Below are 15,593 nucleotides of genomic sequence, written 5' to 3'. Positions count from 1 at the left end.
GGGTCAGCGCTCCTCGTTGCGCAGGGCATTCAGGCTGGGCCGGAGCAGGGCCCTGGCCAATTGCTCGGCTTTGCCGGTGTCGCCACGGCGAATGGCGGCAAGCAGCAGTTCGTGGTCTTCCTGGGAGGGTTCCGGCAGATCGGCGTCGGTCTCGGTGCGCTCAATGGTCTGGCCGACGGCCTGGGCAAAGTAGTCGTACAGGCCGATCAGGGCGCTGTTGTGACAGGCCTGAACGAGCCGGTGGTGGAAGGTCTGGTCGTGATGGATCCGCTGCTCCAGGTCGTCGCCGGCACGTGCCCGCGCATCCAGCGCCTGGGTCATGGCCCGCAGGTCGGCCTCGGTGCGCCGGGAGGCAGCCAGGGTTGCCGCCTCGGTCTCCAGCATGATTCGGACTTCAAGTTGCTCCGCCAGCCGGGTCCTACTGATCCGCCGCAGGGTCTCGCCGGCATCGCGGGTGGCGCGCACGTAGGTGCCGTCGCCTTGGCGGGTATCCAGCATGCCCACGTGCACCAGCACACGCACCGCCTCGCGCACGGTGTTGCGGCTTACGCCGAGTGCGTCGGCCAACTCCGCCTCCACCGGCAGTTTGCTGTTCACTGGCCATTGGCCGCCCTCTATGGCCTGGCGCAGGCTTTCAATGGTGGTTTCCACCAGGGAGCCTTTGCGAATCTTTTCCAGCATCGTTCTATCATCCAAAAACAGGGTTAACCAATCATCCTATGAATTTGGGCAAGGCGCAACCGGGCAGGTTGCCAACGCCCGTGGTTGGGACGTTAGGCGGGCTTGCCCGGGTACAGGAAGTGGTAGTCCGCGGTATCCACCCGACGGGTGGCAAATCGGTAGCTGAAGGTGAATCCTGGCCAGTTGATGGTGTTCCGGCCGTTGGCGTCCAGGTACCAGGAGGTGCAGCCCGAGGCCCAGACGCTGTCCTGAAGGCCATCCTGCACCCAGGCGGCGAAACGGTCCTGGCGGTCCTGGCGCACGTCCATGGCCGACCCCGGGTATTTCTTCAGGGCCTGCAGTGCGTCCAGGACGTAGCGAAACTGGGATTCCAGCATAAAGATGATGGAGTTGTGGGCCAGATTGGTGTTCGGGCCATAGAGCATGAACAGATTGGGGAACCCGTTCACCGCAATCCCTTTGAACGCGGACGCACCGTCCTTCCATGCCTCATTCAGGGTTTGACCCCCACGCCCGGTGATCTGGATCGGCGACAGGAATTCCGAGGCCCTGAAGCCGGTACCACAAATGATGGCATCAACCGGGTAGTGCCGGCCGGTTTGGGTGACCACGCCGTCCGGTTCGATGCGATCGATGGTTTCGGTCACCAGGCTCACGTTCGGTCGATTGATGGCCGGATACCAATCGTTGGAGATCAGGATCCGCTTACAGCCAATCCGGTAATCCGGAATGATGTGCTGCAGTTTGGCGGGATCGGTGACGTGCCGGTGGGCCTCCTTGCGGGCTTGCCGCGCGAACACCTCCAGCAACCGATTGAAGCGGGTGAACGCCAGAGCCCGGCTCTCATTCTTCCAGTAGATCAGATACCGATACAGTCGGTCCCACCAGGGCAGCGCCTGAAACAGGGTCTGCTCCCAGCGTCGGAAGGGGCGATCCGGTTTCGGCAGCACCCAGGCCGCCGAGCGCTGAAACAGCGCCAGGGAGCGGACCTGGTCGGCGAGTTCCGGGACAAACTGGATCGCGCTGGCGCCGGTTCCAATCACCGCAACGCGCTTATTGCGCAAATCCGTCGAGTGGTCCCAGCGAGCCGAGTGGAACAGCGGGCCCGCGAACCGCTCCATCCCGTCTACCTTCGGCCACGCCGGCTGATTGAGTTGGCCGGTGGCGGTAATCAGCACATCGGCGCTGAGCTGGCTGCCATCGGTCAGGGTCACGGTCCACTGGTTCTCGGTCTCGTCGAACCGGGCCTCGGCAATTTCGCTGTGGAAGCGCAGGTGGGGCCCCAGCTGGTACTTGCGGACACAGTGACGCATGTATCCGAGGATCTCCTCCTGCAGCCCGAATTTCCGGGACCAGTCGTGCTTGGGTTCGAACGAGTAGGAATAAAAGTGGGACTGGACGTCACACGCGGCCCCGGGGTAGGTGTTATCCCGCCAGGTGCCACCGACGTCACCGGCTTTCTCCAGAATGGTGAAGCCGTTGAATCCGGCGGATTTCAGGGTGATGGCCATGCCCAGGCCGCCAAAGCCTGCGCCAATGATCAGGATGGATGGCCGGTGCGTGGGTGCGCGTTGCGTCATCTGGAGGCCTGCGTTGTTTTTGTTGGCGTATGGTCTGTCAGCAGTATACGAGGCCCAGTGCCATCCTTGGATGACCTATTCTGACGGACGGCCCGGTCAGATCGACCAACCCGGCCGACGGGATCTCACGCTTCGCTGGCGGTGTTCAGCAGCTCGGGCTTTTTCAGGGCTTTCTGGAACAGGTCTTTTTCTTCGGCAATGGCCATGGCGCAGAGCTCGGCCTGGTCGTCGCTCAGACCCTCGACCTTGCGGCTCAGGAAAATCTGGATCTCCTCCGCCAGCTCCAGGATCTTGTCGCGGGCGTCCGCGTCTGCCTTGGTTGTGAAAAGCATGGTGTCTGGATGTTTCAGCGCCATATCAAGGCCGTCCCTATCAGAAAAATAGACTGCTTGTACCGCCATGGTTACTCCTCGCAGTGAATGTGATGAACACTGTATGAAAATACAGTATAGCCTGAGGGCCCCTGGGCACTCAATCATGATTTTCGTGTCAGGTACTGGAATCCACGTTACAAAAAGCCACATCTCGGCCTAAAGTAAGAACGTATACCGGCCGTGCTTTTGAATAGGGATTTTTTGTGGGCAGGTCGGCTGGTGTTAGACAGACAGTTCGGGTTTCAGGGCTTGGGTTCCACTTCATGAATGTAGGTAAGTTCCTCTGGGCTATCCTGTTTCTCCTGGTCGGGCTGGGCCTGAGCCTGGCGCTTGGCCGGTTTCTGTACCAGGAGGAGTCCAAGGCCATCGAACTCGGGTTCCGGTCGGACATCGACCAGCTTTCGGCGGTGTTTGAACGGGAAGTTCTGCTGAATCTGGAAATACTGTTTGCCCTGCGTGAATCGGTGTCGGTGCTGCCGGACATGGATTCGGAGCGGTTCCGGATTCTCACCCAAAAGCTTCTGGAGCGCTCGCCGGCCATTCAGGCGTTTGCCTGGGCACCGGTGGTCCGGCACGAAGATCTGTCGGGGTTCGTTGGCCTGCAGCGGGAACAGTTCGTCAATTTTGCTCTCAAGGAAGCCGTGGGCACGGGGCTGAGAGCGGCGCAGGAGCGGCCCTGGTACGTGCCGGTTCAGTTCATTGAGCCGCTGTCCGAAAACCGGGCGGCCCTGGGCTACGATCTTGCGAGCGAGGGCTCCCGGCTGGCGGCCTTGCTGGCGGCGCGGGAGACCGGGACCATGGCGGCCACCGCCGGTATCCGCCTGGTTCAGGAGCCGGAAAACCAGAAGGGGTTCCTGGTATTTGCCCCGCTGTACCGTCCGGCCTCGTCCGGTCGCGGCCTGAGGGATGGCATGGAGCATTACGGCTTTATCAACGGCGTGTTTCGCGTCGGTGAACTGGTGCATCAGGCCATTGGTCACGAACTCGGCAACGATTTCCTGTTCCAGGTCTACGACCGGTCCGGTGACGAGAATGTCCTGCTGTTCAGCTCGGCCGACCCCAAGCTTGCCGATTGGGACGCCGAGGGTCGATACAGGTCGGCCATCTTCGACATTGGCGGCCGGCAATGGGTGGTGGAAGCGGTACCCGCGAAGGCGTTTATAGAGCGAAGGCGCGGCCGGCTGCCGGTATTCGTCGCGGGCTCTGGGGTGCTGTTTGCGGGGTTGTTGTTCAGCTACCTGCTGGTCAGTGATCGCCGGGCGGCGGAACTGAGTGCGGCGAAAACCGAGCTGGAGCGCATCTCACTGACCGACTCGCTGACCGGGTTGGCCAATCGTCGCCACTTCGATGCGGTTCTGGAGGCGGAGTATCGGCGGGCAATCCGGCAAGGCACGGCCTTATCCCTGATCATGCTGGATATCGACCATTTCAAGGAATACAACGACCTGTACGGCCATCCGAAGGGCGATGCTTGCCTGGCTCTGGTTGCCGACGCGCTGCGCCAAGTGGTGCACCGCCCGGCGGATCTGGTCGCGCGTTATGGTGGGGAGGAATTTGCGATTATCTTGCCGGATACCCCCGACGCGTCCGAGGTGGCCGACGCCTGCCGCCAGGCGGTGGAGGCTCTCGGCATCGACCATGAAACTTCGGGCGCGGCCAAGGTGGTGACCATCAGCGTGGGTACCGCGGTGCTGACCCCGGAGACCTGGCAGCAGAACTCCACGGATTTGCTCAATCGCGCCGACGATGCGCTGTACCAGGCCAAGGAAACCGGCCGCAACCGGGTGTGCAGCGCCTGACTCAGTAGCGCAGCAGGGCAGAACCCCAGGTGAAGCCGCCGCCGAAGGCTTCCAGCAGCAGGACTTCGTTGCGCTTGATGCGACCATCGCGCACGGCCACATCCAGGGCCAGGGGGATGGAGGCGGCGGAGGTGTTGCCGTGTTCGTTGACGGTGACCACCACCTGATCCATGGACATGTTCAGCTTCTTGGCGGTGGCAGCGATGATGCGAAGGTTCGCCTGGTGGGGCACCAGCCAATCAATGTCTGACTTAGCCATGTGGTTGGCGCTCAGAGTCTCGTCCACAATCTTGCCCAGCGTGTTCACCGCCACCTTGAAGACTTCGTTGCCTTTCATTTCAACGAACGCGCGTCCGGCTTTGACCTGATCATAGCCATCGGCAATACCGCAGGGCACATGGAGCAGTTCTTCGTACTGGCCATCGGCGTGGATGTGGGTGGACAGGATGCCGGTCTCTTCGCTGGCTTCCAGAACCACCGCACCGGCGCCGTCGCCGAACAGCACGCAGGTGCCGCGGTCTTCCCAGTTGATGATGTGGGAAAAGACTTCGGCGCCAATCACCAGGGCCCGCTTGCTGGCGCCGGTTTTGATGAACTTGTCGGCGGTTGCCAGAGCGTACACGAAACCACTGCACACCGCCTGGATGTCAAAGGCCGGACAGCCGCGGATGCCCAGGCGGGCCTGCAGGATGCAGGCACAGCTCGGGAAGATCTTGTCCGGCGTGGAGGTGGCAAAGACGATCAGGTCAATATCGCCCGGTTCCAGCCCGGCGGCTTCGATGGCCCGGCGGGCGGCCGGCTCGGCCAGATCAACCGTGGTCTGGCCCTCGACGGCAATGTGTCGACGTTCAATGCCGGTGCGTTCACGGATCCATTGGTCGGTGGTGTCGACCATCTTTTCAAGATCCTGGTTGGTAACGATGTTCTCAGGCAGGTAAGAACCCGTGCCGGCAATTCGTGCAAACGTCATTCGCGATAGTCCCGAGGTGTCTCTGTTTATGCTTTCTCCATCCTATACCTCCATTGCCGGCAGCGTTATTAGCGATTTGTCAAAGGCGTTCCCAAACTGGCAGGCTCGGCTATTATGAGAGGATAGGGGCCCGACACTCTGCAACGAATAGGAGAGCATCGTTATGGGGATTTCCAATCACCAACTTCACCAAGAGTTTCCGCAATACAGGGACCTGATTGACGAGTTGCGAAACACCAATCCAAAGTTCGGGGACAAGTTCAACCAGTACGCAGAGCTGGACCAGGAAATCGAAGGCCTGGAATTGCGGGATGCCCCCATCGGCGACGACAAGCTGCACCGGCTCAAGCAGAAGCGGGTTCAGCTCAAAGATGAGATCTACCAGGCCCTGGTTCAGAACGGTCGGGGTACGTAATTCCCACCAACCTCAATACCGCCGGAAAGCGCTCCTGATAGGGGTTTCCAAGTATTCAGCACATCCGATTCGGCCATTAAAATAGGGGCCTATCTAATGAGGACTCCGTGAGGTTTTCACCCGTTACGGAGCGTGTTGATTTTTGGAGGTTAAAATGAAGCGTGCTTCGGCGTTTTACAGAGGTTGGCGCATGAAACGTAACTTTGTTCACCTGGTGATGACGACCGATCGTCGCCTGCTGAACGACGTTGGTTTCTCGCCCGATGTCGTTCACCAGAAACTGCGGACGCCTTTCTGGAAGTTCTGACAGTCTCAAGAAAAAAGCCGGGTTGACCAAAAATCAACCCGGCTTTTTTGTGCCTGTCGGTTTTGGGTTCCGCTCAGCGGACCTGAAACCGGCGAACCATTTCGTTAAGATCCTCGGCCATGTCGGCCAGTGAGGTGCTGGAACCGTTGACCTGACCGATGTCGTCTGCCAGCTTGTCGATGGCTTCGCTGCTGGATTCCACGTTCTGGGTCATTTCCGCCGCCGTTGCCCGCTGCTGCTCGGTGGCACTGGCAATCTGCGTGGTCATCTCCACGATGCGGTGCACCGCGGACAGGATGTCGGCCAGGGCGGCCCCAGATTTGCCGGCTTCGTCCGTCGCCTCGCCCGCCATTTGCTTGGCGCGGCTCATATCAACCACCGCACCGGCGGCACCCTGCTGCAGGTTGGACACGATGCGCTCGATGTCGACCGTGGAGTCCTGGACCCGTTTGGCCAGCCCGCGCACCTCGTCGGCCACCACCGCGAAGCCACGCCCGGCCTCCCCAGCCCGGGCGGCCTCAATGGCCGCGTTCAACGCCAACAGGTTGGTCTGTTCGGCGATGTTCTGGATGACTTCCAGGACACTGCCGATTTCGCCGGATTCGTTTTCCAGTTGCTGAATGCGCTTGGAAGCCGCTTCCACCTGTCCGGCCAGGCTGTTGACCGAGTTGATCGCGGTGGTCACCGTTTCCTGTCCGCTTTCGGCCAGGGTCGCGGCGTGACGGGCAGACTCGTCGGTGTCGCTGGTGTTGGAGGCGATCTCCTCGGAGGTGGACACCATTTCCTGCATGGCGGCGGACACCTGGGTAATCTGATCCCGCTGCTGCTCGGAGTTGGCGGTGGTGCGCTCGGTGATGCCGGACAGGGACTCGGATTCGGTGGTAAGCCGGCGCGAGGAGGTAACGATCTTGGAGATGGTGTCCTCCAGGGTGGCCAGGAAGGCGTTCACCGCCTCGATGAAATCGCCGATCTCGTCCGGCCGGCCCTGACTGAGGCGGGTGGTGACGTTGCCCCGGTTGTTGCTGATGTCGTCCAGGTAGCGAAGTATCTCCGTTCTTGCGCGCTTTACGCTGGAGCCCATCAAGCGGCTCATCAATACCGCGACCACTAGCCCGAGAACGACGGAAATGGCGAAGGCGGCGGTAGTGAATTGCAGTGCCTTGTCCGTCTCGGCGTCGGCGTCGTCTGCCACTTCTTCCAGCGCACCGAATACGTTGTACTCAAGTTCCCGGGCTTTTTCCGCGATGGACGGGCCCAAGACGTCGAGTTTTTCGGTTTTCACGCGCACGGCCTTGTCCTGCTGGACCAAGAGTTTTTCCACCGACGCCCGGTATTGCTCCAATTCGCCGATGGCGGTTTTTAGGTAATTCTCCACGTAGTCAGGGACGTCCCGCATGTCGATCAGCCCGAGGGCGTCACCTAGGTCTTCGATGGCGTAGGTCAGGTTCTTTCTTGAGCGGTCATTACCATCCGCAAAATAGCGTTGCGCCGCCATTCGCATCAGCAGGGCGTCGCTGAGCAGCTGTTCCAGTACCACCCGGAACCGACTCTCAGGATCCCGGTTGGTCACGCCGTCCAGTGCCCGACGAAGGGCATCCGTGGCTTCCGGGCCGTGAACATCCAGTTCATTCTTGATGATCGCCAGCACCTGCTGCTTGGCTGGTACCAGTTCATTTCTGAAGGCGTCGACGTAGTCACGGGTCGCACTTTCGATCTGGTCAACCAGCGCGGCACGTTCCGGATCCTGAATATTCTCCTGGGCGTCAGTCATGCCCTGTTCAAAATCGGCTTCTAACTGTGAGAATGAGTCTAAAAGATCTTCATTACCCGTTGAATAATAGTCAAAAACTCTCAGCCTCATGCGGTAAAGATTGATGAGCGCGTCCGTTGCGGTGGCAGTGTCAGGAGCGAGGTCACGGGCCACGGTGTTCATGCGCTCATCCAGGAGCTGGAACTCGCGAACACTGGAGAACGTGACAAAAGCAAAGAGGGTCAGGATGAAAACGGGGGCGACCAGGAGTTTTCCCGGCACGCCCATTTTCCGTTCAATTGATTGAAACACAGAGGACGCCATTGTTTTCCCTTCTGTTTATTCTGCGGACTTGAAGCTTATCGACCTTCCCAAGCGAAACTGAAGGTGCAGAAGCGAATTTTTGCAGAACCGAAGGGGCGAGACCTCAGCTTTTAACAAAAAGCCAAAAATTTACACCAACCAGCCAAACAGAAAGTCGAACAGGCTGCTGAAAAAGCTCCCTGTGCTGGACGGTGCCGGCCGCTCGGTTTTTGGCGCATCCGCAACCTGGGTTGGGGTTGGTGGCGTTGGCTCAGGAACCGTGCTGGCGGCTTCCTGGGGCACATCGATTTCCATCGTTGAAGCCTTAGCCGGGCTCTCGCTGGAGGGCGCGTCAGAGGCGCTCGCCAGGGTGGCGTCATTGGGTTCGGCTGGAGCGTCCGCCGTCTGGGCTGGTGGTACTTGTGCCGGCTCGGCGGACGGTGCTGGGGCGCTGACAGGCTCAGGGGCAGCAGTTGGCACCGGTTGGGTCGACAGGGGCATTTCCGGTTTGGAGGTGGGCTCGGCAGCGATGGTCGCTGTCGCGACGGGTGCGGTGACGGATTCCACCACGGGTTTCGGAGCGGGCTCAGGCTGGCGTGCAGCAGCAGTGGGGCGAGAGGGTTCAACCGGGGTTGTCGGTTTCGGGCTGGCCTGGGTGACGGTGGCCACAGGTTTAGGCTGCTCTGGAGCGTCAGCCGTGAATGGCGCCACGGGCTGCAAACCGGTTTCGGGCGCCCGGCGGACCTTTTTTACCGGCGCAGCCGGCGTGCTTGCGGATAGGCCCTTTGCCGTAGTCAGGCCAAGCGCTGACATGGCCTCGGCGCGACTGGGCACGACATTCCCCATAACCAGGCGGGTGGAGGGTGCGCTGATGCCCAGGGCTGTTAAAGTGTCGGAATCCAGGGTGCCGCTGCGACTGAGATTCGGGTTCTGGGTCTGGTACTGCTGAATGGCCCGCGTGAGGGATTCATCCATCCAACCATCGGCCTGACCTATGTCGAATCCGGCGGCGTAAAGGGCGTTCTCGGCGGCGAAGATCAGTTGCACATTGTTGGCGTGGCAGACTCCACTGGCCGACATGGCGAGGAGCAGGGACACGCCGGCGGCGCGGGATCTTGCGTTACCCATGAGAGAAACCCTCCGTGGTGGTTGTCAGTTGGTGGCCATTGACCGATTATCGACGATGTCGTCCCGGCATTCCGTGCACCACACCACAGACTCCGGTGCACCTGAGCAAAAAATGAAAGATGCCCGGAACAGAAGCGTGACTTCGGCAATAAACGGATGGAATCAGGCCCGGCAACAGGTTCAGATAAGGGTAAAGACGACCGACGAGACCAGCCCATGAGCATACCCAACGACAAGCCAACCCAATCTTCGGTGGAGGCGCTTGGCAGCGCACAGACAAGCCCCCGTGAAACTCCCGATCGCCGGCGTGAGCAGATGGTCCAGCTGGCCCGCACCATTGAACAGCGGTCGGCACAGACCCTCACATTGAAGGAATTGGCCGCCGAAGTGGGTCTGTCGCCCTCGAGGCTTCAAAAAACCTTCAAGGCCGTACTCGGAGTGTCGCCCAAAGCCTACCAGGACGCGGTAAGAGCCCGGCGCCTGAAGCAGGCACTGAAAAGCGGCAACAGCGTGACCGACGCCATTTACGAGTCCGGTTACGGCTCGATCAGCCGGGTATACGAGGACAAGGTTGGCAAAATTGGCATGACCCCAACCTCGTACCGGCGGGGCGCCGAATGTGAATGCATCTGGTACGCCTGCCGGAGGACCGCATTGGGTCTGGTCGCCATGGCAGCAACGGCGCGGGGGGTGTGTTTCGTCCAGTTTGGCGAGACCAGCGCGCAGCTGGTTGAGGTCATCAGGGCCGAATTCCCGAAAGCCGAATTGCTGCCTTCACCGGCCCAGGCCGCGCCGGATCTGGACCACTGGATGTCCGCACTGGACGAGTTCCTGGAGCAGGGCGGGCCCATGCCCGACCTGCCGCTGGACCTGCGCGGCACCGCTTTCCAGACTACGGTGTGGAAGTTCCTCCAATCCACCCGAACCGGGCAGGTGCTGACCTACACCGAGCTGGCAGAGCAGATTGGCAAACCCAAGGCGGTACGGGCGGTAGCCTCCGCCTGCGCCCGCAACCGGGTGGGGGTGCTCATTCCCTGTCACCGGGTCCTGCGAGGCGATGGCCAACTCGGCGGCTACCGCTGGGGGCTGGAGCGCAAGCGCCAGCTGCTTGATCTGGAGCGTGAACCGGAGCCGGCTCCGGCAGCAGAATGAGTGTTCATGCCGTTTCCGGATCAGGCCACGTTGTGGGTCTCTGACCAGATGCGCAGTTCGTCCAGCACCGACAGGGCGGTTTTGCCGAACTCGGTCAATTCGTAGGTTACTGCGACCGGCCGATCATTGATCACCGTCCGAACGACCATGCCACGACTTTCCAGTTCCTTCAGGCGCTGGTCAATCATCTTCTTGCTGGCACCGCCCAACATTCGGTTCAGATCGTTGAATCGAACCGGGCCATCCTTCAAATGGAAGATGATTGAGCCGGTCCACTTACCACCGATCAGCCGCATGCCTTTTTCAATCGAGCAGGGCTCATTACAAACATTGATGACACTTTTTCTGCCGTAACTGTCCGTTTTTACGACTGCTTTTTGATTGCCCGCCATGTTTTTCTCCAGGTTACCAAAAGTAAACTAATTGCGCGCTGTTTTCAGGTAACCATAGTATACCAGTGGTAGCTCACACACCACCGGAACGCTTAACCAGGAGACCATCATGAGCAACATTCTGATCATCAACGCACACCACAAATACCCGTTCTCTGAGGGTTGTCTGAACGCGACCCTGGTCCAAATGGCAGACGAGGTCCTGCGCTCCAAAGGGCACGAAACCCGTATCGTGGAGGTCGATGCCGGTTGGGACGTCGACACCGAGCTGGCGAACCATCAATGGGCCGATGTGGTAATCCTGCAAACCCCCATTAATTGGATGGGCGTACCCTGGACGTTCAAGAAGTACATGGACGAGGTGTACACCGCTGGTATGGGCGGCGCGCTGTGCAACGGTGACGGCCGAACGGCCGAGGCCCCCAAGGCCAACTACGGCGCTGGCGGAACCCTGACCGATACCAAGTACATGATGTCGGTGACGTTCAATGCGCCGGCGGAGTCGTTTGACGACAAGAACGAATACCTGTTCCAGGGCAAGGGCGTGGATGACCTGCTGTTCCCCATGCACATGAACTTCCGTTTCTTCGGAATGGAAGCGCTGCCGACCTTTGCCTGCTACGACGTGATGAAGAATGCCGACGTGGAGCGTGATTTTGATCGCTACGCTGCGCATCTGGCGTCGTACTTTTAAGAGTCAGAAAAGGAGGAGGTTTGCCGTGAGCGAACATCACCAAGTACATTGCGATTGTGGCGCGGTTGAGGTCACCACCTCGGGTGCTCCGAGAGTGCATGGTTATTGCCACTGCGAGGACTGCAGGGAACTGCTCCAGGTGCCCTACCACTCAGTGCTGGCCTGGGAGCCCGATCAAGTTCAAATCACCAGAGGAGAGGACAACGTCATTGCCTTCCAGCACCCCCGGAAGCGAATGAAGCGGGTGTTCTGCAAACAGTGCGGCGACATTCTGTACAACACGAACGCCATGGGCTGGAAGCTTATTTCTCAGTTGATGTTTCGAAAGTGCAACAGGAATGCACTGCCAGAGGGCTTTGAATCCACTTCGCATTTCTTTTACGACCGCCGGGTGATCGATATCGCCGACGCCTTGCCCAAACGCTGAATAGCCCGAAACAAGAGTTACGAAATCAAAGACCCGGGCTCATGCCAATGCGAAAGTCCCAGTTTTTACGGCGCCGGCAATAGGGAAACCGTGAAGAGTTTTCTCTTTTTATAACAATTGATGGCTTGTTGAATTTACAAGAGCTACTCGGTTTCACTTGTTACTTGGGCGGCCTAAGGTTTCATCTTTCATAGAGCATCGATAGGAGATCCCATGAAAGCATTGACCCTGAAGCAACCCGGTGGCTTGAACAACATCCAGGTGGTGGACGCTCCCGACGCACCGTCCCCCGGTCACGGAGAGATCAAGGTACGCATTGCCGCCGGTTCCCTGAATTACCATGACCTGCTGGTTGCCGAGGGCGCCCTGGGCACTGAGGATGATCGAATCCTGCTTTCGGACGGAGCCGGCGTGGTGGAAGAGGTAGGTGCGGGAGTGACCGAATTCAGCGTCGGTGATTCCGTGGTCTCGGCTTTCTTTCCCCAGTGGCTGAATGGCCCGGCGGATGCATCAGTGAGCGACTTCGCCCTGACGCCGGGCGATGGCGTCGACGGTATGGCGGCAGAAGTCGTCACCCGTCCCGCCAACGCCTTCACGCTGGCACCGAAAGGGTGGAGTCACCAGGAGTCGGCGTCGATCACCACGGCTGGCGTCACCGCCTGGCGCGCCTTGGTCAGTGACGGTCAGCTGCAGGCCGGCGACACCATCGTCACCCTGGGAACTGGCGGTGTTTCTATCGCCGCTCTCCAGATCGCCAAGATGTTTGGTGCGCGGGTGATTTCGACCTCGTCCTCGGAGGAGAAGCTGGCTCGCCTTGAAGCTCTGGGCGCTGACGAGACCATCAACTACCGTGCCACACCGGACTGGGGGGCGAAGGTGCTGGAACTGACGGAAGGCCAGGGTGCGAAGCACATCATTGAGGTGGGCGGCCCGGGTACCATCGAGCAATCCGTGCAGGCCGTTGCTCCGGGTGGCCACATTTCACTGATCGGTGTGTTGACCGGTTTCGAAGGTAACCTGCCGACCGCCGCCCTGATGTTCAAACAGGTACGCCTGCAAGGCTTGCTGGTGGGGAGTCGTCAGCACCAGGTGGATTACGTCCGGGCGCTGGAGATGAATGAACATCGACCGGTTATTGATCGAACCTTTGGCTTCGAAGAGCTGGCCGACGCCTTTGCTTACCAGAAAAGCGGCGCCCACTTTGGCAAGGTTGCCGTCACCTGGTAATGACCTGACTCACTGACCTGTCGCCGCTCCGAGTGTCCAGCCCGGGGCGGCGGTTTTCTGTTGGACAATGTCGACCAGCTGTCCGATCAACCATCGATGCAATGGGCTGTGGCGGGTTCTCGGATGCCACGCAACCACGACGTCGAACCCCGGTGGCGTCTGGTCAACGTCGACGACCTGAAGTTCCGGATGGGGCAAGAGCCTCGAAGGTACGAAGGCGAGGGTGTTGGTACCTTTCAGATAGTCGGCCACCAAATTGAAGGAGGGGACAGACGAAACGATGTTTCGATCCACTCCGAGCGCCTTGAACCATTGTGCGGAAGACCCCCGCAGGTTGGCCCGCGCTGGCGAAACGATCAGGTGATCAAAGTGGTTGAGATCGGTAAACGCCGAGATGCGAATATCCGCCCCGCTAGCGGCAACACAGACATAGCGTTCGCTGAACAGGGTGGTGTAGGGCAGTTGCTCAGGTAAAAAATCGGGAATACTGACGACCAGGTCCAGCTTTCCCTCCCGCATGGATTCTTCCAGCGAATCGATCTCCAGATCCTTCACAATGAGCTTTAAACCGGGTGCCAGCCGCCGTACCCGAGTGAAGAGCTCCACCAAGAGCGCCGCCTGGGAGTAATCGGCCGCGGATACGGTGACTGTCTGCTCAACGGCCGCCGGATCGAATTGCTCTGGTTGGGTTTCCGGCTCCAGTGATTCGAGGACGCTTTTGATCTTGGCCCACAACCGCTCGCATTTCGGCGTAGGCACCATCTTGTGGCCGTGACGGACAAACAGCTGGTCGTGGAAAATCGCCCGCAGTGCTTTCAGCTGAATGCTTACGGCCTGCTGGCTAACATCGAGGGCGTCTGCGGCGCGGCTCAGGTTTTGCGTTTGGGCGACCAAAAGCAGCAGGCGCATCTGTTTGATGTCGAGTTTGTCGAGCATAACGTGTTGGGTCCTCGGGAGTACGAACATTCTAATGTCTCGGCTGACAGCCGACACCCCTCTGAGCAATCGAATATTTCTCTTGTGTACAAAGTAAATCCTGGGTAGGGTCAAGCTATGGACATCTCAAAGCATCCCAATGAGTGCATTTTTTATCTTTTGACCCGCGCGGCCCGGCGGGGCTCCCGTGCGTTCAAGGCCGCCATGGAGGACCTGGGGCTGACCGCCGTTCAGGGCCGGGTACTGAACCAGTTGTGGGTGCGCGGTGATATCCGGGCGACCGAACTCGGGGAACAGTGCGAATTGGACAGCGCTACCATTACCGGCGTTCTCGACCGGCTCTCAGCGCTGTCATTGGTTGAACGGCGGCAGGACCCGAGCGATCGCCGGGTGGCGCGCGTGTACTTGACGCCTGCCGGCAAGAAACTGGCTGAAGCGGTCAATGACCGTGTGGTACCGGCGAATACGGCGTTTCTGGAGGGGATGACGGACACCGAGGTTGCGGAGCTCAAGCGGTTGCTGAAGCAACTGTAGTGGCTCAGGAGGAGTGCACCGTGGTTCGTCTAAATATCTTGTATGCAAGAGAATAACCGCGATTATCAGCGAAGGAGGTTGGCATCATGCACATCGATCAGATTCTGGAGCAGGTGAGGGACAAGCAGTACGTGCCCATAGAGCCCTCCTAGGGCCAGGGGCGAACTTTGTTTGGCGGTATTACCGGAGCGGTGCTGTGCCAGGCCGCCGGCGAGGGCGTCGACCCGGACAAGACGCTGCGCCATTTCCAGGTCGAGTTTGTCCGACCGGCGCTGGCGGGGCAGTCGTATACCGTGAGTGTCGAGGAGATTTCCAACGGCAAGACCCTGACATCCCGAGAAATCCGATTGATTCAGGAAGACAAGATTCGGGTTACCGCCCGGGCCGATTTTGTTCGGCCCATCGAGTCGGACGTGCGAATCGATACCTTCACCGCGCCCGATCTCGCGCCGAAAGAGCAGGGCACCCAGATGACCGAGGTCGGCTTGCCGGACTTCGTCTCCCACTTCGACAATTACGTGACCACGGCCGGTGTGCCGTTCCAAGGCGGCAAGGTGCCGGAGCTTGGCGGTTGGATGCGGTTCAAGGACGCTCCGCAACAGATCAAGGACCCTCACCTGGTTGCCCTGATCGATTCCTGGCCACCGACCGCCAGCCCGTACTACGTGGGTTTCAAGCCGGTATCTACGGTGAGCTGGTCCATGCATTTCACCGAACACGCCAGCACCGTTCAGCCGGGAGATCACCTGGGGTATCTGGCCAAGGTGCATTTCGGCGCTGACGGAGTGAGTTCCTCCAGCGCCGATATCTGGACTCCGGATGGCAGGCTGGTGGCCAAGAGCCTGCAAACCAACCTCATTTTCGCCTGAACCTCAGACTGCATTGAGCGCATATTTCGGTATGCGCTTATTTTTGACGATTGAT

At 59.7% G+C, this 15,593-nt stretch carries 16 protein-coding genes; 8 read left to right on the top strand and 8 right to left on the bottom strand.

Annotated elements, in window-relative coordinates:
- Window positions 1-3 precede the first annotated feature (3 nt).
- The 3 genes from U5822_RS15820 to U5822_RS15810 all read right to left on the bottom strand — a co-directional run bounded on the left by U5822_RS15820 (window position 4) and on the right by U5822_RS15810 (window position 2,662).
- Window positions 4-681 (bottom strand): FadR/GntR family transcriptional regulator, encoded by a 678-nt coding sequence (locus U5822_RS15820; protein WP_322856576.1) that lies wholly within the window; start codon window positions 679-681, stop codon window positions 4-6.
- 92 nt (window positions 682-773) lie between these two features.
- A complete protein-coding gene (locus tag U5822_RS15815) occupies window positions 774-2,261 on the bottom strand; it encodes a flavin-containing monooxygenase (protein ID WP_322856575.1) in 1,488 nt (495 codons plus the stop codon).
- Between the two features lie 125 nt (window positions 2,262-2,386).
- A complete protein-coding gene (locus tag U5822_RS15810; RefSeq protein WP_322856574.1) occupies window positions 2,387-2,662 on the bottom strand; it encodes a YebG family protein in 276 nt (91 codons plus the stop codon).
- Between the two features lie 236 nt (window positions 2,663-2,898).
- Between U5822_RS15810 and U5822_RS15805 the strand changes: the two genes are divergently transcribed.
- Complete coding sequence (locus U5822_RS15805) at window positions 2,899-4,434, top strand: CHASE domain-containing protein (protein ID WP_322856573.1); 1,536 nt, start codon at window positions 2,899-2,901, stop codon at window positions 4,432-4,434.
- 1 nt (window position 4,435) lies between these two features.
- Here the strand turns inward: U5822_RS15805 and U5822_RS15800 are convergent, their stop codons facing one another.
- A complete protein-coding gene (locus U5822_RS15800) occupies window positions 4,436-5,404 on the bottom strand; it encodes a beta-ketoacyl-ACP synthase III (RefSeq protein WP_322856572.1) in 969 nt (322 codons plus the stop codon).
- A gap of 163 nt (window positions 5,405-5,567) precedes the next feature.
- Here U5822_RS15800 and U5822_RS15795 point away from each other — a divergent pair, with 163 nt between their 5' ends.
- Window positions 5,568-5,819: an HP1242/YdcH family protein gene (locus U5822_RS15795; RefSeq protein ID WP_322856571.1), complete on the top strand. Its 252-nt coding sequence runs from the start codon at window positions 5,568-5,570 to the stop codon at window positions 5,817-5,819.
- A 380-nt stretch (window positions 5,820-6,199) separates the two neighbouring features.
- Here the strand turns inward: U5822_RS15795 and U5822_RS15790 are convergent, their stop codons facing one another.
- Together U5822_RS15790 and U5822_RS15785 are read right to left on the bottom strand one after the other, a co-directional pair.
- On the bottom strand, window positions 6,200-7,897 hold the full coding sequence (locus U5822_RS15790; protein WP_322856570.1) for a methyl-accepting chemotaxis protein: 1,698 nt from the start codon (window positions 7,895-7,897) through the stop codon (window positions 6,200-6,202).
- Window positions 7,898-8,329: 432 nt separating this feature from the next.
- A complete protein-coding gene (locus tag U5822_RS15785) occupies window positions 8,330-9,307 on the bottom strand; it encodes a peptidoglycan-binding domain-containing protein (RefSeq protein WP_322856569.1) in 978 nt (325 codons plus the stop codon).
- A 216-nt stretch (window positions 9,308-9,523) separates the two neighbouring features.
- Between U5822_RS15785 and U5822_RS15780 the strand changes: the two genes are divergently transcribed.
- Window positions 9,524-10,459 carry a bifunctional transcriptional activator/DNA repair enzyme AdaA gene (locus U5822_RS15780; protein WP_322856568.1) on the top strand — a complete coding sequence of 312 codons (936 nt, stop codon included), beginning with the start codon at window positions 9,524-9,526 and terminating at the stop codon, window positions 10,457-10,459.
- A gap of 20 nt (window positions 10,460-10,479) precedes the next feature.
- On the opposite strand, the gene U5822_RS15775 is transcribed toward U5822_RS15780, so the two are convergent.
- The gene (locus U5822_RS15775; RefSeq protein ID WP_322856567.1) at window positions 10,480-10,851 is read right to left on the bottom strand and encodes a winged helix-turn-helix transcriptional regulator; all 372 of its coding nucleotides are present in this window, start codon (window positions 10,849-10,851) and stop codon (window positions 10,480-10,482) included.
- A 109-nt stretch (window positions 10,852-10,960) separates the two neighbouring features.
- Here U5822_RS15775 and U5822_RS15770 point away from each other — a divergent pair, with 109 nt between their 5' ends.
- The 3 genes from U5822_RS15770 to U5822_RS15760 all read left to right on the top strand — a co-directional run bounded on the left by U5822_RS15770 (window position 10,961) and on the right by U5822_RS15760 (window position 13,199).
- Window positions 10,961-11,545 (top strand): NAD(P)H-dependent oxidoreductase, encoded by a 585-nt coding sequence (locus U5822_RS15770; RefSeq protein WP_322856566.1) that lies wholly within the window; start codon window positions 10,961-10,963, stop codon window positions 11,543-11,545.
- Between the two features lie 25 nt (window positions 11,546-11,570).
- The gene (locus tag U5822_RS15765) at window positions 11,571-11,972 is read left to right on the top strand and encodes a GFA family protein (RefSeq protein ID WP_322856565.1); all 402 of its coding nucleotides are present in this window, start codon (window positions 11,571-11,573) and stop codon (window positions 11,970-11,972) included.
- Between the two features lie 213 nt (window positions 11,973-12,185).
- A complete protein-coding gene (locus U5822_RS15760) occupies window positions 12,186-13,199 on the top strand; it encodes a zinc-dependent alcohol dehydrogenase family protein (protein ID WP_322856564.1) in 1,014 nt (337 codons plus the stop codon).
- 9 nt (window positions 13,200-13,208) lie between these two features.
- On the opposite strand, the gene U5822_RS15755 is transcribed toward U5822_RS15760, so the two are convergent.
- Window positions 13,209-14,135 carry a LysR family transcriptional regulator gene (locus U5822_RS15755; RefSeq protein ID WP_322856563.1) on the bottom strand — a complete coding sequence of 309 codons (927 nt, stop codon included), beginning with the start codon at window positions 14,133-14,135 and terminating at the stop codon, window positions 13,209-13,211.
- Between the two features lie 117 nt (window positions 14,136-14,252).
- Here U5822_RS15755 and U5822_RS15750 point away from each other — a divergent pair, with 117 nt between their 5' ends.
- Both U5822_RS15750 and U5822_RS15745 read left to right on the top strand, forming a co-directional pair.
- Window positions 14,253-14,669: a MarR family winged helix-turn-helix transcriptional regulator gene (locus U5822_RS15750; protein WP_322856562.1), complete on the top strand. Its 417-nt coding sequence runs from the start codon at window positions 14,253-14,255 to the stop codon at window positions 14,667-14,669.
- Window positions 14,670-14,836: 167 nt separating this feature from the next.
- The gene (locus U5822_RS15745; RefSeq protein ID WP_322856561.1) at window positions 14,837-15,538 is read left to right on the top strand and encodes a thioesterase family protein; all 702 of its coding nucleotides are present in this window, start codon (window positions 14,837-14,839) and stop codon (window positions 15,536-15,538) included.
- Window positions 15,539-15,593: the final 55 nt, after the last annotated feature.

Origin of the sequence: Marinobacter qingdaonensis (genome assembly GCF_034555935.1) — a bacterium.
Taxonomy (GTDB): domain Bacteria; phylum Pseudomonadota; class Gammaproteobacteria; order Pseudomonadales; family Oleiphilaceae; genus Marinobacter; species Marinobacter qingdaonensis.
The sequence above is the reverse complement of the archived record's forward strand: the minus strand, read 5'-3'. Positions and strand labels throughout refer to the sequence as shown.

What these genes read in the sequence shown, in the direction of transcription:
- U5822_RS15810 (WP_322856574.1), bottom strand. Translation starts at nt 2,662, where the DNA reads ATGGCGGTACAAGCAGTCTATTTTTCTGATAGGGACGGCCTTGATATG.
- U5822_RS15770 (WP_322856566.1), top strand. Translation starts at nt 10,961, where the DNA reads ATGAGCAACATTCTGATCATCAACGCACACCACAAATACCCGTTCTCT.
- U5822_RS15800 (WP_322856572.1), bottom strand. Translation starts at nt 5,404, where the DNA reads ATGACGTTTGCACGAATTGCCGGCACGGGTTCTTACCTGCCTGAGAAC.
- U5822_RS15795 (WP_322856571.1), top strand. Translation starts at nt 5,568, where the DNA reads ATGGGGATTTCCAATCACCAACTTCACCAAGAGTTTCCGCAATACAGG.
- U5822_RS15775 (WP_322856567.1), bottom strand. Translation starts at nt 10,851, where the DNA reads ATGGCGGGCAATCAAAAAGCAGTCGTAAAAACGGACAGTTACGGCAGA.
- U5822_RS15820 (WP_322856576.1), bottom strand. Translation starts at nt 681, where the DNA reads ATGCTGGAAAAGATTCGCAAAGGCTCCCTGGTGGAAACCACCATTGAA.
- U5822_RS15790 (WP_322856570.1), bottom strand. Translation starts at nt 7,897, where the DNA reads ATGACTGACGCCCAGGAGAATATTCAGGATCCGGAACGTGCCGCGCTG.
- U5822_RS15755 (WP_322856563.1), bottom strand. Translation starts at nt 14,135, where the DNA reads ATGCTCGACAAACTCGACATCAAACAGATGCGCCTGCTGCTTTTGGTC.
- U5822_RS15815 (WP_322856575.1), bottom strand. Translation starts at nt 2,261, where the DNA reads ATGACGCAACGCGCACCCACGCACCGGCCATCCATCCTGATCATTGGC.
- U5822_RS15805 (WP_322856573.1), top strand. Translation starts at nt 2,899, where the DNA reads ATGAATGTAGGTAAGTTCCTCTGGGCTATCCTGTTTCTCCTGGTCGGG.
- U5822_RS15750 (WP_322856562.1), top strand. Translation starts at nt 14,253, where the DNA reads ATGGACATCTCAAAGCATCCCAATGAGTGCATTTTTTATCTTTTGACC.
- U5822_RS15760 (WP_322856564.1), top strand. Translation starts at nt 12,186, where the DNA reads ATGAAAGCATTGACCCTGAAGCAACCCGGTGGCTTGAACAACATCCAG.
- U5822_RS15780 (WP_322856568.1), top strand. Translation starts at nt 9,524, where the DNA reads ATGAGCATACCCAACGACAAGCCAACCCAATCTTCGGTGGAGGCGCTT.
- U5822_RS15785 (WP_322856569.1), bottom strand. Translation starts at nt 9,307, where the DNA reads ATGGGTAACGCAAGATCCCGCGCCGCCGGCGTGTCCCTGCTCCTCGCC.